Source organism: Paraburkholderia sp. BR10936, from assembly GCF_040965735.1.
GTDB lineage: Bacteria > Pseudomonadota > Gammaproteobacteria > Burkholderiales > Burkholderiaceae > Paraburkholderia > Paraburkholderia nodosa_A.
This window is the reverse complement of record NZ_JBFRCM010000016.1, coordinates 31,833-45,779: the sequence shown is the minus strand read 5'-3', so window position 1 is coordinate 45,779 and position 13,947 is coordinate 31,833. Positions and strand designations below refer to the sequence as shown.

At 64.0% G+C, this 13,947-nt stretch carries 13 protein-coding genes; 2 read left to right on the top strand and 11 right to left on the bottom strand.

Annotated elements, in window-relative coordinates; genetic code table 11:
• Positions 1–28 precede the first annotated feature (28 nt).
• The 11 genes from AB4Y36_RS28790 to AB4Y36_RS28740 all read right to left on the bottom strand — a co-directional run bounded on the left by AB4Y36_RS28790 (position 29) and on the right by AB4Y36_RS28740 (position 10,714).
• Entirely contained in the window at positions 29–1,669 is a 1,641-nt protein-coding gene (locus AB4Y36_RS28790; RefSeq protein ID WP_368684791.1) for a proton-conducting transporter membrane subunit, read from the bottom strand.
• Complete coding sequence (locus AB4Y36_RS28785; protein WP_368684790.1) at positions 1,666–3,180, bottom strand: complex I subunit 5 family protein; 1,515 nt, start codon at positions 3,178–3,180, stop codon at positions 1,666–1,668. The genes AB4Y36_RS28790 and AB4Y36_RS28785 overlap by 4 nt, the downstream gene beginning before the upstream one ends.
• On the bottom strand, positions 3,177–3,527 hold the full coding sequence (locus tag AB4Y36_RS28780) for an NADH-quinone oxidoreductase subunit K (RefSeq protein WP_368684789.1): 351 nt from the start codon (positions 3,525–3,527) through the stop codon (positions 3,177–3,179). Before AB4Y36_RS28780 ends, AB4Y36_RS28785 begins: the two co-directional genes overlap by 4 nt.
• A complete protein-coding gene (locus AB4Y36_RS28775) occupies positions 3,524–4,468 on the bottom strand; it encodes a hydrogenase subunit MbhD domain-containing protein (RefSeq protein WP_368603563.1) in 945 nt (314 codons plus the stop codon). Before AB4Y36_RS28775 ends, AB4Y36_RS28780 begins: the two co-directional genes overlap by 4 nt.
• On the bottom strand, positions 4,465–4,758 hold the full coding sequence (gene mnhG, locus AB4Y36_RS28770) for a monovalent cation/H(+) antiporter subunit G (protein ID WP_069267110.1): 294 nt from the start codon (positions 4,756–4,758) through the stop codon (positions 4,465–4,467). The genes AB4Y36_RS28775 and mnhG overlap by 4 nt, the downstream gene beginning before the upstream one ends.
• Positions 4,755–5,039, bottom strand: coding sequence for a monovalent cation/H+ antiporter complex subunit F (locus tag AB4Y36_RS28765; protein WP_069267111.1), 285 nt, complete (start codon positions 5,037–5,039; stop codon positions 4,755–4,757). The genes mnhG and AB4Y36_RS28765 overlap by 4 nt, the downstream gene beginning before the upstream one ends.
• Entirely contained in the window at positions 5,032–5,559 is a 528-nt protein-coding gene (locus AB4Y36_RS28760; protein WP_069267112.1) for a Na+/H+ antiporter subunit E, read from the bottom strand. Before AB4Y36_RS28760 ends, AB4Y36_RS28765 begins: the two co-directional genes overlap by 8 nt.
• Positions 5,560–5,640: 81 nt before the next feature.
• The gene (locus AB4Y36_RS28755) at positions 5,641–8,718 is read right to left on the bottom strand and encodes an efflux RND transporter permease subunit (protein ID WP_368684788.1); all 3,078 of its coding nucleotides are present in this window, start codon (positions 8,716–8,718) and stop codon (positions 5,641–5,643) included.
• Positions 8,715–9,836: an efflux RND transporter periplasmic adaptor subunit gene (locus AB4Y36_RS28750; RefSeq protein ID WP_368684787.1), complete on the bottom strand. Its 1,122-nt coding sequence runs from the start codon at positions 9,834–9,836 to the stop codon at positions 8,715–8,717. Before AB4Y36_RS28750 ends, AB4Y36_RS28755 begins: the two co-directional genes overlap by 4 nt.
• Before the next feature lie 115 nt (positions 9,837–9,951).
• Positions 9,952–10,194: a hypothetical protein gene (locus AB4Y36_RS28745; RefSeq protein ID WP_342946265.1), complete on the bottom strand. Its 243-nt coding sequence runs from the start codon at positions 10,192–10,194 to the stop codon at positions 9,952–9,954.
• Between the two features lie 58 nt (positions 10,195–10,252).
• Entirely contained in the window at positions 10,253–10,714 is a 462-nt protein-coding gene (locus tag AB4Y36_RS28740) for a hypothetical protein (RefSeq protein ID WP_069267116.1), read from the bottom strand.
• A gap of 680 nt (positions 10,715–11,394) precedes the next feature.
• On the opposite strand from AB4Y36_RS28740, the gene AB4Y36_RS28735 reads away from it, so the two are divergent.
• Together AB4Y36_RS28735 and AB4Y36_RS28730 are read left to right on the top strand one after the other, a co-directional pair.
• Positions 11,395–12,195 (top strand): TrkA family potassium uptake protein, encoded by an 801-nt coding sequence (locus AB4Y36_RS28735; protein ID WP_368684786.1) that lies wholly within the window; start codon positions 11,395–11,397, stop codon positions 12,193–12,195.
• The gene (locus tag AB4Y36_RS28730) at positions 12,192–13,925 is read left to right on the top strand and encodes a SulP family inorganic anion transporter (protein WP_368684785.1); all 1,734 of its coding nucleotides are present in this window, start codon (positions 12,192–12,194) and stop codon (positions 13,923–13,925) included. Before AB4Y36_RS28735 ends, AB4Y36_RS28730 begins: the two co-directional genes overlap by 4 nt.
• Positions 13,926–13,947: the final 22 nt, after the last annotated feature.

The following is a 13,947-nucleotide window of genomic DNA, read 5'->3' as shown; positions in this document are numbered from 1 at the left end:
GACGGTGCGGTCGGTTGCGCCACACACATCACGCCGCCACCGCGAGCAGGCCGCCGAGCAGCAGCGCCGCGAGCAACAGCGTCAGACAGGAGACGGCCCATCCGCGTACGAACGCATCCGTACACACAGCAATTCGTGCGGCCCCCGTGCTGCCGCGTTGCAGTCCGCGCAGGAAGCCAGAGATATCTCCCACAGGCACGGACGGCACCGTCTTGCCCCATCGGTTCCAGCCAATCGCGAGCGCCGCGCCAACGAGTACCGGCCAGAGTGCCGACCACAGCGCCGCGGGCGCCAGGGCCTCGGGTAGCGAGCCTGCCGGGATACGCAGATACAACACCCACGGAACGGCGAGCGAGACCACGATCATTGCCAGCCATGCCCCCCTGAACGGCCCCGGCGCGCGCGCGTTGGAATCGGTCGCGGCCACTGCACCCAGACAGCGCACGAAATGAAGCATCAGCAACGTGGTCGCGGCTGAAGACGCCGCAGCCAACGACCCGGCCAGATCGCCGCCCAGCAGGTCCTTGGCCGCGTACTTGGCCAGTGCGCCGCCCGTCAACGGCAATCCGCCCAGTCCAAGCGCGATGACCGCCGTGGGCAGCAGCACTCGTCGCAACGATCCGGCACCCGTCAATGCGACCACGCCCACGGCCAGAAACAAAGTGCCTTTGACGAGCAGATGGTGCGCGGCATAGTAAGCGGCTGCCACGACGGTAGCGGGGTCGCCTGCGGCGAACCCCATGCCGATCACGGCCATCAGGAAGCCCATCTGGCTGACGCTCGAGTACGCAAGCACGACTTTCGGCTGGGCCTGAGTGATACCGATCGCCACGCCGTAGAACGCGCCGACCATGCCCAGCGCCGCGAAAGGGATGCCAAAGTGCGGCCATGCGTCGTTGAAAGTGAATGGCAGAAAACGAACCAATGCGATCACGCTGGCCTTGACCACCGCGCCGCTGAGCACCGCCGCCGCCGGAACAGGCGCCGCGCGATAGGCGTGCGGCATCCAGACATGCAGCGGCACCATCCCGGCCTTCATGCCAAGGCCAACCAGGAGCAATAGCAGCGTGGCGTTGCGCCAGGGCGAGCCCGGCAAGGCTGCAGCCGCATCGCGAATCAGCAGGCTGCCACCAGGCGTGGCCTGTGCGAGCAGGACCAATCCTCCCAGCACGAAAGCCTCGGCCAGTAATGCAACGCCAAGATAAAGCGCGCCCGCGTATCGGGCTTCGGGCCCGTCGCCCTGGAGCACCAGCCCGCTGGCGCCGACACTCAACACCGCCAGCATCAGATAGAAGCCAATCAGGTCGGCCGTCAGGAACACGCCCACGCTGCCGGTCAAGGCCATGAGCCAGCAGACGACGAACCCATCGATATCTTCGCGACCGCGTACATATCGTGCGGCATAGATTCCGGCGAAGAACCACAACAGCGCCGCCGTGCCGAGCAACACCGCGCCTGGCGTATCGAGCGCGAAACTGAGGGCGAACCGGCTGTGGCCGAGCATCAGGGTTTCGCTCTGGCTGGCGCCGACGGCCGCGGCCAGCGCGGGCAGCGCAGCGACCGCGAACCATGACGGCAGGCGCCTGCGAACCGGCGCCGACGCACAGAGCAGCAGCATCAGCAATGGCAACCCGACGGCTGCGACGAGCAGAGCCTGGGAAACGTTCATGGCAGCCCCGCTGGCGGCATCACTGTGCGGCCAATCTGGGCCACGTCGACCGGCAGCAGCACGGCGAGGCCAAGCAGGAACGAACACGTTGCGAGGCCAAGCACGGCGAGCTGCTGGTAACGAGGCACCTGCTTTTGCGGCGACCAGCCGGGCGCAGCGGGCTCCATCGCACGCACGACCACCATGAAGACGTAGACGCTCGTGAGCAGGCCGCCGATCAGCATGACCAGCGCCCACCACCATTGCCCGGTCGCCAGCGCCGCCGACATCAGCAGCCATTTGGCGAGAAAGCCGCCGGAAGGCGGCAAGCCGATCAACGTCGCGCCGGCCAGCGCGAAAGCCGTCAGCGTCATGGGCAGGGCGCGCCCCGCGCCGCGCAGGTCGGCCAGACGGTCATGCCCCAGCGTGCTATAGATCAGCCCGGCCGCGAGGAACATGGCCGCTTTTGCGCTCGCGTGCGATACGGCCTGCAACAGGCCACCCGTGACGGCCCGAGCACTTTCGTGCTGCACGGCAAGCGGAAACAGCAGGAACAGATAGCCGATCTGGGCGACCGTCGAGTAAGCGATCAGGAGCTTCAGCCGCACCTGGCGCAGCGCCACCACATTGCCGAAGAGGATCGCGAGCGCCCCGAGGCCTGCGAGGAGTTGCGAGCAGGACCCGCTTGCGATGCCGGCGAAGACGTCGACCCACAACCGCACCACCACGAACCACGATCCCTTGATGACCAATGCCGACAGCAGCGCGCTCGCGGCGGCCGGTGCGCCCGCGTGCGCAGGCGGCAACCACAGATGCAGCGGGAACAGCGCGGTTTTGGCGAGCATGCCGGCCGTCATCAACCCCAACGCGGCCCAGGCTAGCGGCTGCGCCCCGATCCTCGCGGCAAGCAGCGCAATGTCCAGCGTGCCATAGGCGCCATAGAGCAGAAAAACCCCCAGCAAATAAAGCATCGAGCCGATCAGCGCGTACAACAGATAACGCAACGCTGCCTGCAATGTTTCGGCGCGGCCATCGAGGGACACGAGTGGAACGCCCGCAAAAGTCAGCAGTTCGAGCGCGACGTAGAGCGTGAAAATGTCTGCGCTCACAAACACCAGATTGAGCGCTCCCCATACCGCCAGCAGCAACAGCCAGAACGCCAGCGGCGCGCGTGCCTCGTTCGTGCCGAACGGTGTGCCGAAGTCGCCATTGGCGTAAATCGCCACCGCCCCCACCACCACGGCAACCACCAGCATCATGCACACCGAGAGCCCGTCGGCGCGGAGCATGACGCCCAGCGGCGGCGCCCAGCCGCCCAGCAGATAGCGCAATGCGTCGCCCGAGACCAGCAGCCTCGCCGCAATCTCCAGCACGAGGCCGAAACCGAAGGCGATCGTCACCCAGGCCACGCGTTGCGCGTGGCGTCCGCCGAGCGCCAACCCCGCCAGCATCCCGGCAAAAGGCAGCAACACGACGAGCGTCAGCAGCAGCCCGCCCGGCGTCGATTGCCCCGTGAGCGCCAGCGTCGTCACCTCGCCTCCGTATTGGCGCGCGTCCCGCCCGACGCCGCATCACCGTCCGCCGACAGAGAATTCGAGCCCGTTTGCGCGAACCTGCGCAGCATGAGTCCGACTGCGAGCGCGGAAGCGGCGAACGACACGACAATCGCCGTGATCAATAGTGCCTGCGGCACCGGGTCGCCGGACATGCCGGCGCCAGCTCCCCGATGCGCGATCACGGCACAGGCCAGAAAGACGCCATTGCCCGTGAGGTTGAAGGCCAGCACCTTGCGCAAGGGCTGCGGGTTGACGATCAGGCCATAGAGGCCGAGACCCACGAGGGCAGCGGCGGTCAAGCCGAACAACTGCGAGACGTTCATGGGCTCACCTCCGGCCGCTGCGGTGGACCGACGAGCAGGAGGACCAGGGTCACGGCAAGCGAAGGCAGCAGCGCGGCTTCAATGATGATGATCCACAGCTTCGCCCAGCCATCGGGGTACGCGAGAAACGCTCCCGCCACGACGGCGCCGAGCAGGCCAAGCGCGATGAACACCGCCGGCCCGACGATAAGGACGGCGCGCAGCCAGCGCCGGCTGACCGGCGGCGCATCGCGCAAACCGGACATCATGACGAGCAGCCACATGGCGGCAATCACCGTGGCGCCCTGGAACTTGCCACCCGGATGATCGGCGCCGACCCAGAAAATGTAGATGCCGATCACGACGCCGATCGGCGGCAATACACGCGCGAGATACACCAGAATGTCGTTGGGACTCACCCCCTGCGCCAGTCCCGGCCTGCCGCCCCAGCAGCGGTCCGGCGCCAGCGACCAGACGCCGACCACGCCGAACAGCAACACGATGGCTTCCAGCAGCGTGTCGATCGCGCGGAATGACAGCAGGACGGCCGTGATCGGGTTGCCGACGCCAGTGGCCTGAATGTGTCGCGCCACCTCGGGCGCCAGGGTCGGCGCGGGGTCCGGCAAGCTCAACAGGCTCACGGCAATCACGACGGCGACCGCCGTGGCGGCCACGCCTGCCGCGACACGCATCGCGAGGCCCGGCGTTTCTGCCTGGGCCGCCGCTTCAGTGATCTCGAGCCGCGACGCCGCGCGGATCAGCAGCGCGCCGGTCAGGCCCGCACCGATGGCCGCTTCGGTCAACGCGACGTCGACAGCACGAAGCACTAGCCAGGCCAGCGTGAGCAGCAGGCCGTAAGGAATGAATCCGGCGACCGCGGCGAACGTATCGCGCACGACGACCGTCCAGAGCGCAAGCGCCAGCAACAGGATGCCGATACCGACGGAGATCGCGGCGATCATGCACGCTCCTCCTGCCGGCGCGCGGCGCGCGCGATGAGCTGCGACACATCGGACGACGTCAGCATCACCAGCAGCCAGACCACGATCAGCTTGAGGGCGATTACGATGTGACCCGTCTGTGGCAACAGCCCCAGCACCACCATGCCCAGGCCTAGATTGTCGGCCTTGGTCAACGCGTGCAGCCGCGTGTACGTGTCCGGGAACCGCAACAGCCCGACTGTGCCGGCCACGAAAAAGACAATGCCGGCCAGCATGGCAATGATCGTGAAAATATCGGCTGCGGCTTTCATTTCCGGTCCTCTTTCGCGATATCGCCTTCTGCCTGACGATCGGCCTTGACGAAGGCGACCGACGCGAACGCCGCAAGCACGGCGAGCGTCAACGCCACATCCACGACAGCCTCGACGCCGCTCGCCGTGCCGACCAGCAGCAACGCCGCGATCCCTCCCGTGCCGAACAGTTGCGCGGCCATCATGCGGTCGGCGCGCGTGGGCCCGCGCAGCACCGACAGCAGGCCCACGGCCACCATCAGCAGCACCAGCGCGCAAACGGCGATGAGCACGTCAGCCATGACGTTCACCGCTGACCAGCGCGCCCGCGAGGCGCCGTTCTTCGTCCGCCAGTTGTTCGTCGACCCGCTTCGAGGTGTCGAGGCAGTGGTAAACGAGCCCGTCCGCGGTCTCATCTACCGGCAGCGACCCCGGCAAGAGGCTCGTGATGATGGCGAATCCATTGCGCGCCGTTCCCGGCGGAAAACCGACACGATAGACCACGATACCGGGCCGCAAAGGCAGGCGCGGGTCCAACGCGCGGCGCGCCACGTCGATGCCCGCGAGCAGGGACTGCAAGAGGAAATGCGGAACGAAGACGAGTAAGGCGCCGAGCCGTACCCTTCCCGCGACGGGAGGCAGGAGCCGCAGGCTCATCTGCGTCGCGACGAGCGTCGCGATCAGGCCGCAGACGAGATCGGCCGGCTTGACGCTCGGCATCAGGATGATCCATAGCGCGAGAAAGCAAACCGCGCGTGTCAGCGCGACGCGCCAGTGCGAACGCCAGTCGAGCAGGAAAGCACGAAGCGTTGGTGAGCTCATGGAAGATACGCCTCCTCTATCGAAAAACCAGCGAGCGCGAAAACGGCGGGCGTCTGCCGGATGGCGTCAGGCCCCGGCGGCTCACGTCGCCCCGCTCGCCATCCCCGACGACTGCGACGGCGGCCGGTCTTCCTTGCCAAACACCACCATGTACAGGGCCGGCAGGAACACCAGGGTCAGCAGCGTCGCCACCAGCAAGCCGCCCATGATCGCGAAGGCCATGGCGCCCCAGAACACCGTAGGCGCGATCGGGATCAGGCCAAGCACGGTCGAGATCGAGGTCAACATCATTGGCCGGATGCGCGATGTGCCCGAAGCGACAACGGCCTCGAGTACGCCCATGCCCTCGTGTCGAAAAGTCTCGATCTGCACGATCAGGATCAGGCCGTTCTTGGCGATCATGCCGATCAACGCAAGAATGCCCAGAATGGCGACGAAACCAAGCGGCCGGTTGAACACCAGCAGTGCGAGCACCACGCCGATCAGGCCCAATGGCATCACCGAGACCACCATGGCCAGGCGCCTGAAGCTCACCAGCAGCAGCATCATGCTCGTCAGCATCAGCACGATCATCACCGGGACCACGGCAAATACCGAGGCTTGCGAAGTCGCGCTTTCCTCGAAGATGCCGCCAGTCGCGACGTGGTAACCCTTGGGCAGCTTCGCGTTGAACGCATCGATTTTCGGCGCGAGCGTTGCGACGACTTCGTCGGGCAGCTCGCCATGCATCACGTCGGCGCGCACCGTGAGCGTCGGCACACGGTTTCGCCGCCATATCAGCGGCGACTCCTGTTCCTCCGTGAACGTCGCGAACTGACTGAGTGGAACCATGCGCCCGCTCGGCGTGGGCACCTGCAGCGTACTCAGTGACTGCACCGTCAGCGGCTGCTCTTCCTGCGCGCGCGCCACGACGTTGACGAGGTAGATGTCGTCGCGTATCTGTGTGAGTGGCGTGCCGGTAATGACGGTGTTCATGATGGCGGCCAGCGCGGCGGAACTCACGCCGAGCTGACGCGCTTCATCCTGGTTGATGTGGATGCGGATCTGCCGGGCCGGCTCCATCCAGTCGAAATTGATGTGGCGTGTTCGCTCGTCGGAACCCACGATACCGGCCAGATCGAGTGCGGCCCTGCGCACCTGCGCCGGGTCGGGCCCCGAGACGCGATACTGCAGCGGCCACCCCACCGGCGGTCCCAGTTCCAGCGGCGACACGCGGGCGACGATACCGGGGAACTGCTCGCTCAGCGTCTTCTCCAGTTTCAATTGCAGCCGGTCGCGCGCCTCGAGACTTTTCGCGACCACGATGACCTGTGCGAAAAACGGATTGGGCAACTGAACATTGAGGGTAAGAATAAAGCGCACTGCGCCGCGGCCCACATAGCTGCTGAAGTGATCGACATCGGGATCGCTTTTCAGAATGGCTTCGAGTCGCGCGACCTGGTCCGCGGTCGCGTGGATGGACGCGTTCTGGCGCAAGGTCAGATCCACCGTCAACTCCGGCCGGTCCGAGGCGGGAAAGAACTGCCGCGGTACGAACCGGACGAGGAAGATCGACACCACGAACGCCGCAAGCGTGACGGCAATCGTCAACCACCTGAGCCGCAGCGCGCCGCGCAGGAAGCGGTCATAGGCCATGAGCATCTTGCCGGGCTTGCGCGGCTCTTTTTCGGCCTTGGGCGCTTCCAGGATTGCCACACCGACGAGCGGCGAGAAAATCACCGCACCGAACCACGACGCGAGCAGCGCGATGGCGACTACCGCAAAAATAGAAAACGTATATTCGCCGGCCGAACTCTTTGCGAAGCCAATCGGCACGAAACTGGAAATCGACACGAGCGTGCCGATCAGCATTGGCGCGGCCAGCGTACGGTACGCGAACGTCGCCGCCTGATCCTTGCTGTCACCGGCGGCGAGGCGGTTGATCATGGCGTCGACGGTGGTCATGGCGTCGTCGACCAGCAGGGTCAGCGCGATGATCAGCGCGCCCAGCGAGACCCGGTGCAGGTCGATGTGCACGACGTCCATGATCCCGAAGACAATCGCCAGCGTCAGCGGGATAGACAATGCCACTACCGTCCCCGGCCGTATGCCCAGACTCACGAAGCTGCACACCAGGATGATGATGATCGCCTGCCAGAGCGACGCCATGAAGTCGTTGATCGCCACGTCGACGGTATCTGACTGATTGGCGACCAGGAACGGCTCGATGCCAGCGGGCAGGTTCGCGGTGGCGTCGGCCATCTCGGCCTTCAGGTTGCGACCGAGCGCCAGTATGTCGCCCGAATCGCGCATGGCGATCGCGAGGCCGATGGCCGGCCTGCCGTTGACGCGGAACATTGGCTGTGGAGGGTCGGCGAAACCGCGTCTCACGGTGGCGATGTCGCCGAGGCGAACGATGCGCCCTCCCAGCACGAGGTTGACATTCTCGATGTCGCGTTCGGAATCGAAGGCGCCCGTCACCCTGAAGAACACCCGCTCCTGCCCGGTTTGCAGGACGCCGGTCGGCCTGATGAGATTTTGCGCTCTCAATGCGGCGACGATGGTCGGGTAGTCCAGACGCAAGCCCGCCAGACGGGTGGTCGAGAATTCGATGTAGATCTGTTCGTCCTGAGCGCCCAGGACCTCGATCTTCGACACGTCCGGCACCAGCAGCAGGCGCGAGCGAATCGCCTCGACGCGATCGCGCAACTCGCGCATGTTGTAGCCGTCGGCGGTGAAGCCGTAGATGATGCCGTAGGTGTCGCCGAAGTCGTCGTTGAAGAACGGCCCGAGCGTTCCCGCCGGGAGCGTTTGTCGCATATCGTCCACGTTTTTGCGAACCTGATACCAGACGTCCTGGACTTCGGAGGGTGGCGTGGACTGCAGAAGATCGACGAAGATTGTCGTCTGACCCGCTGTCGTATAGCTGCGTATGCGATCCAGGTGACGGGTCTCCTGCAACGTGCGTTCGAGCCGCTCGGTCACCTGCGAGAGCGTGTCGTCGACAGTGGCCCCCGGCCACGCAGCGGCCACCACCATGGTGCGGAATGTAAAGACCGGATCTTCGGCGCGCCCCAACCGCAAGAATGACAGGGTTCCCGCGACCAGCGCAGCGATCATGAGGAACACGACCAGTGGGCGCTTCGAAAGCGCCCACTCGGATAGATTCGGGCCAATCACCTGGCTGCCTCGGTCCAGTTAATTTTCTGTCCCGGCCGCAATGCCTGCACGCCGGCAGTCACGACCACGTCGCCCGTGTTGAGACCTTGCGACACCTCAACGCGGTCCTCGCCATATGCCTGAAGCTCGACCTCACGCGCCGAAACCGTCCCTGTCTTCGTATCGACCACCCAGACCGCCGGCTTCCCTCCTGGCTGGATCAGGGCGCTCGAAGGAATTTCGATGGCCGCCGCGCGCGGGAGCGTCATGTGGCCAATGACCGTACTGCCAAGGCGCATGGCTGCCGGCGGATTGAGGACTTGAACCCGGACCGCAAAGGTTCCGGTCACCGGATCGGCGCGGGGCGATACTTCGCGCACCTTACCAACGGCGGCGACCTCGGGGTTGCTGGCAAGCGCGATGACGATGTCGGGACTGGCCGGCGCGACGTCCTTGATCGCGGCGGGCACATCGAATACGGCATCCACCGCGCCCTCGCGAGCGATCTGCACGATCATGCGGCCAGCCGGAACCACCTCGCCCGGCTCCGCTCCGCGCGCCGTCACCACGCCGGCTACGTCGGAAACGAGGTCGGTATAACTCAGCCGGTTCTGCGCGATGTTGACCAACGACTGCGCCGAATCGACTTGCGACTGGGTGATCTTTGCCATCGCTTCCGACTGCTCGAACGAAGCACGCGACACGGCATGCTCCGCAAGCAGATCGCGCATGCGGGTGAACATCGTGCGCGCTTCCAGGGCTTGTGCCTGCGCGGCGGCCAACTGTGCCCGAGCGGACTGCAGGCTGCTTTCCTCGTTCATCCGGTCAAGCCGCGCCAGTACCTGGCCCGCCTTGACACGGTCCCCGACATCGACGTTGCGGGACGTCATTCTTCCGTCGATACGGAACGATTGATTGATCTCGGCCTGCGCCTGCAATCTTCCGGTCAAGGCGATGGTCGCTCCGGCCTCCTGCTTTTCTATCCTGACGACGCGTACCGGGCGCACTTCCGTCACCTGCGCCTCTTCGCCCTTACGGCAGCCCGCCAGGAGTCCGCCCGCCGCCGTTAGGCACAGCGCACACAGCGTCACGGCCAAAGGCCGCGACACCATTCGACCTGCAGCATGATTCGCAAACACTGGCGTATTCCTCTGGATCCCTGGACAGGTTGCCCGTGTCCACCGTGAAATGGCTTCGCGCCCTGTTGCGGCCCCGCCGGGCGTGCCGGTGTATTCATCCGAAAACAATGACGATTCAAGCGCTAGAACTCGACGACACCGGGCGACGTTCCAGACTGACGATGAACACCACGATCGGAATGACGTTGGCGAACGTCACGATGGTGTTGATGAACGCGGCCTGCTTCACGCCGCGAAGAACGAGGAAATGAAACAGCGAGATGTCAGCCGACGCCACGACGATGGCCGCGCCCACCACGCCGCCGACTACCATCGCGGTCAACTGCACGCGACTCATTTTCTGCCCGGTATCGGCCATCGGTTTCCTCGGTTCGACACTTCGTTTTATCGAGAGGTCAACGACACCTGCGTTCACTTCATCGCGTCACGCGCACCGAGTTGTTGCCGAGCAGCACACGCACGCGGTCACCCGGAACGAACTGCTGATCCGCATCCTGGACAATCGACATCAGTTGCCCCGAATCCAGACGCACGACGATTTCAAGGGCTTGCCGCTGCGTGACGCGCTGCTCGACGGCATTGCCCGCCGCGCCGCCCAGCACGGCGCCGCCGATGCCCGCCGCTACGGCACCCGTGCCGCGCCCGATGTTGCTGCCAGCCGCGATGCCGCCAAGCGCGCCGCCGGTTATTGCGCCAATGCCCGTTGGACCAGGCTGGATCGTGACGGGCCGCACGGATTCGACCGTACCGAGTTCGACCACCATCACCTGCTGCGCCTGGGCCGGCGAGAAGACAGAGCCCGAAGTTGGCGCCTCGCAACCGGAAAGCGCGAACGAGGCGACTACAGAGCCAAGAAGTGTTGCAGCGAGAAAACGCATGACATTTCCCCTAATGCGGCGCATTGCGGATTCGCTCATTCATTCGGCCTGTTTGCTAACGATTCCACGCATAGTCATTAGCGAACATTCAGCCAATACGTACGCGGAGCATTGTCTTTTACCATCCATCCTCCGAATACCTGACGAACATTATGGAATACGATCCGCGCAGATGTATTCAACGTGCCATTCGTTCGAAAATGGTTCAGCGATTCAATGTGGCGCGCATTTTTTATCCAACTGCTTCGGCTTATGTCTCTTACCGGTGCTGAACAAATCCACGCCCGGTGCAGTTCTGGAAACGGCAATACGCCGATTGCGCCCTCATTTTCGTCGCGCAAGCGGAGCGACTGATGCCTCAGGTATAGACAGGTGCGCTGGTCGAGATCCAGCACAATGCGTCGACGGCAATGACAAGCCGGGTTCGATCGCGATTGCGACGCGTCGCCTGGTTCTTGATCGGCTAACTACCACGAGATGCGTTAGCGGCTATAAAGTTTTCTCTTTCCTCCGATCTGTTTTATCGTCTGAAACACGTTGCCGCATTGCGTCGTCGCTCAGCCGTTCAATATATTGGGCTCCTGATTATTTACTATTGACTACGGGCACAAAAAGGGAGAGCGTATCCCTTGGCATCAGGTTCGCTGTTGTCTCGATCAGACCAACAATCCGAGGTAACCATGTGGATCTTCCGTGTCGATGAACCTCGTCTCGGGGTCATCCGTATTCGAGAATGGCGCCGTCGCGCGCATCACACCATCGGCCTTCTCGTCATGCTGCTGGGCGGCGCCACCATCGGGCTGGTCGCCCTCGATCAGTCCAGCAACGCTTTCCCCGACAAACTGTTTACGGCTCTTTGGAACGGAGTCAATCTCATTACGACACTCGGCGCCTTCAGCGAATTCAGTCCGCCTCAAAAGGGCTTCATGCTTATGGCCATGGTCGCGACACTGCTGATCGGCGGGTTCGCAGTTTCGAGACTCACAGGCATGCTTTCGGGCGATGACGTGATGGCTTATCGGGAGAACAGAATCATGGAACGCAAGCTCGAGCAACTCGCCAATCATGTTGTGGTGGTTGGATTCCATTCTCTCGGAGAGCGGGTTGCAGACTACCTGCATGAGGAGGGAAGCACCGTGCTCGTACTCGTGGGCGATCAGGATCAGGCCAACCGGGCAACGGATTGCGGGCATCTGGTCGTACTCGGCTCGCCGGACGCCTTCGACGAAGTGCTCAAGCGTGCGCGACTCGACAGCGCGAAAGCCATGTTCGTCACGACACCCGACAGCAATAACAATCTGGCAATCACCCTGCTGGCCCATACGCTCAACCCGTCGCTCGCCATTGCCGTACCGGGCGAAAACCCCTTGCGAAAAGGGCTGCTGGAGAACGCTGGCGCGACCAACGTCGTCATCGCCGACGACATCATCGCCAAAGCACTGGTCACCCGGATTACGACTGCAGCGGAGGCCGCACAATGAAGCCCACCGCTCCTGCACCGCACCGCCTCCCTCATCTGCCTTTCCTGCAGGGACTGCTGCCCTTCAATGCCGCGCAACTGCCGCACGACATCATCGCCGGGATCACGCTGGCGGCGCTCGGCATTCCCGAAGTGATGGGATACACGAAAATTGCCGGCACCCCCACCGTGACGGGCCTCTATACGATCCTGCTGCCGCTCGTGGCGTTCGCGCTCTTTGGTGCGTCGCGACAACTGGTCGTCGCCGCCGACTCGGCCACTGCCGCCATTCTCGCGGGTACCTTGACGGCCGTCGCCGCACTCGGCAGCAAGGACTATGTCGCGCTCACGAGTACAGTCGCCTTGACGGTCGCCGCAATGCTGGTGATCGCGCGTGCTTTTCGTCTGGGTTTTCTGGCCGACTTTCTTTCCCGCAGCGCGTTGATCGGCTTCCTGACCGGCGTCGGCATCCAGGTCGCAGGAGGCGAGCTTGCCGGCCTGATCGGACTCGCCAGGCAAGGGCATGGGCCGTTGATGCAGATCGCGTCCGCGTTGCAACGCGTGGCCCAGGCCAATCTTCCGACCACGATGCTCTCGATCGCCGTGCTCGTGGTGATCATCGGCTGCAAGCGCTTCGTGCCGCGCGCACCGGGTGCGCTGATCGCCGTGATCGGCTCCATCGTGGCAAGCGGCGTGTTCAATTTTGCCGGACATGGCATCGCAGTGACGGGCGAAGTACCGGGGGGACTCCCGTCATTGTTCCTCCCACCGTTGCATATGGGCGAGATCAACCAGGTACTGATCACCGCCGCCTCATGCTTCATCGTCATCATTGCCCAGAGCGCAGCAACGGCACGCGCGTACGCCAATCGCTATAACGAAAGGGGCGACGACAACGCCGATATCATCGGGCTCGCGGCCGCCAACGCGGCGGCGGCTTTCACGGGAACATTCGTCGTGAACGGCAGCCCGACCAAGACCGAGATGCTCGACGACGCGGGCGGACGCACCCAGGTCGCCCATCTCACGACTGCCGCCATCGTGCTGCTGGTGCTGCTATTTCTCACGAGACCGCTGAGTCTGCTCCCTGCCGCCGTGTTGTCGGCCATCGTCTTCTTGATCGGCGTAAAGCTGATCGACGTGAAAGGCATGATCGAACTGTATCGCATGCAGAAGGACGAGCTCGTCGTGGCGTTGCTGACTGCGGGCGTCGTCGTGTTCGTCGACGTGATGCACGGCATTCTTGCTGCCGTCGTGCTTTCCCTGATCGCGCATGCACGCCACAGCTACCGCCTGCGGACCCGGGTGCTGACGCGAGGCCCCGGCGACAGCTGGATCGCGCGACATGTCGAGCCCGATCTGCTCGCCGCACCTGGGATCGTCGTCTACCGTTTCGAAGCAGACCTGTTCTATGCGAACACCGGCCGATTCACGGAAGAGGTGCTCAAGCTTGTCAACGAAGCGAGTCCGGGGCTGCGCTGGGTGGTGATCGACGCATCGGAGATCAGCAACATCGACTACACGGCAGGCAAGACCTTGATCCAGCTAGGCGGCGAACTCGACAAGCACGGTGTGGGCATAGCCGCGGTCGCCCTCCCCTCGGGCGTCCGACACGAAATCGAGCGGTACAAGGCACTGCGTGTGAGTGGCGTACATCGCGAGGTCTTTGCAACCGTCGATGCCGCAATCGAGGCGCTACGTGACATTTCGCCGTCTACGTCCTCAACTTCTCAAGACGCCAAGCCGCAATGAAGCGACCTGAAATGACACAGGT

Excerpts from the sequence above, each read along its gene's own strand:
- AB4Y36_RS28790 (WP_368684791.1), bottom strand. The coding sequence starts at position 1,669 with ATGAACGTTTCCCAGGCTCTGCTCGTCGCAGCCGTCGGGTTGCCATTG.
- AB4Y36_RS28780 (WP_368684789.1), bottom strand. The coding sequence starts at position 3,527 with ATGAACGTCTCGCAGTTGTTCGGCTTGACCGCCGCTGCCCTCGTGGGT.
- AB4Y36_RS28775 (WP_368603563.1), bottom strand. The coding sequence starts at position 4,468 with ATGATCGCCGCGATCTCCGTCGGTATCGGCATCCTGTTGCTGGCGCTT.
- mnhG (WP_069267110.1), bottom strand. The coding sequence starts at position 4,758 with ATGAAAGCCGCAGCCGATATTTTCACGATCATTGCCATGCTGGCCGGC.
- AB4Y36_RS28765 (WP_069267111.1), bottom strand. The coding sequence starts at position 5,039 with ATGGCTGACGTGCTCATCGCCGTTTGCGCGCTGGTGCTGCTGATGGTG.
- AB4Y36_RS28760 (WP_069267112.1), bottom strand. The coding sequence starts at position 5,559 with ATGAGCTCACCAACGCTTCGTGCTTTCCTGCTCGACTGGCGTTCGCAC.
- AB4Y36_RS28745 (WP_342946265.1), bottom strand. The coding sequence starts at position 10,194 with ATGGCCGATACCGGGCAGAAAATGAGTCGCGTGCAGTTGACCGCGATG.
- AB4Y36_RS28740 (WP_069267116.1), bottom strand. The coding sequence starts at position 10,714 with ATGCGTTTTCTCGCTGCAACACTTCTTGGCTCTGTAGTCGCCTCGTTC.
- AB4Y36_RS28735 (WP_368684786.1), top strand. The coding sequence starts at position 11,395 with ATGTGGATCTTCCGTGTCGATGAACCTCGTCTCGGGGTCATCCGTATT.
- AB4Y36_RS28730 (WP_368684785.1), top strand. The coding sequence starts at position 12,192 with ATGAAGCCCACCGCTCCTGCACCGCACCGCCTCCCTCATCTGCCTTTC.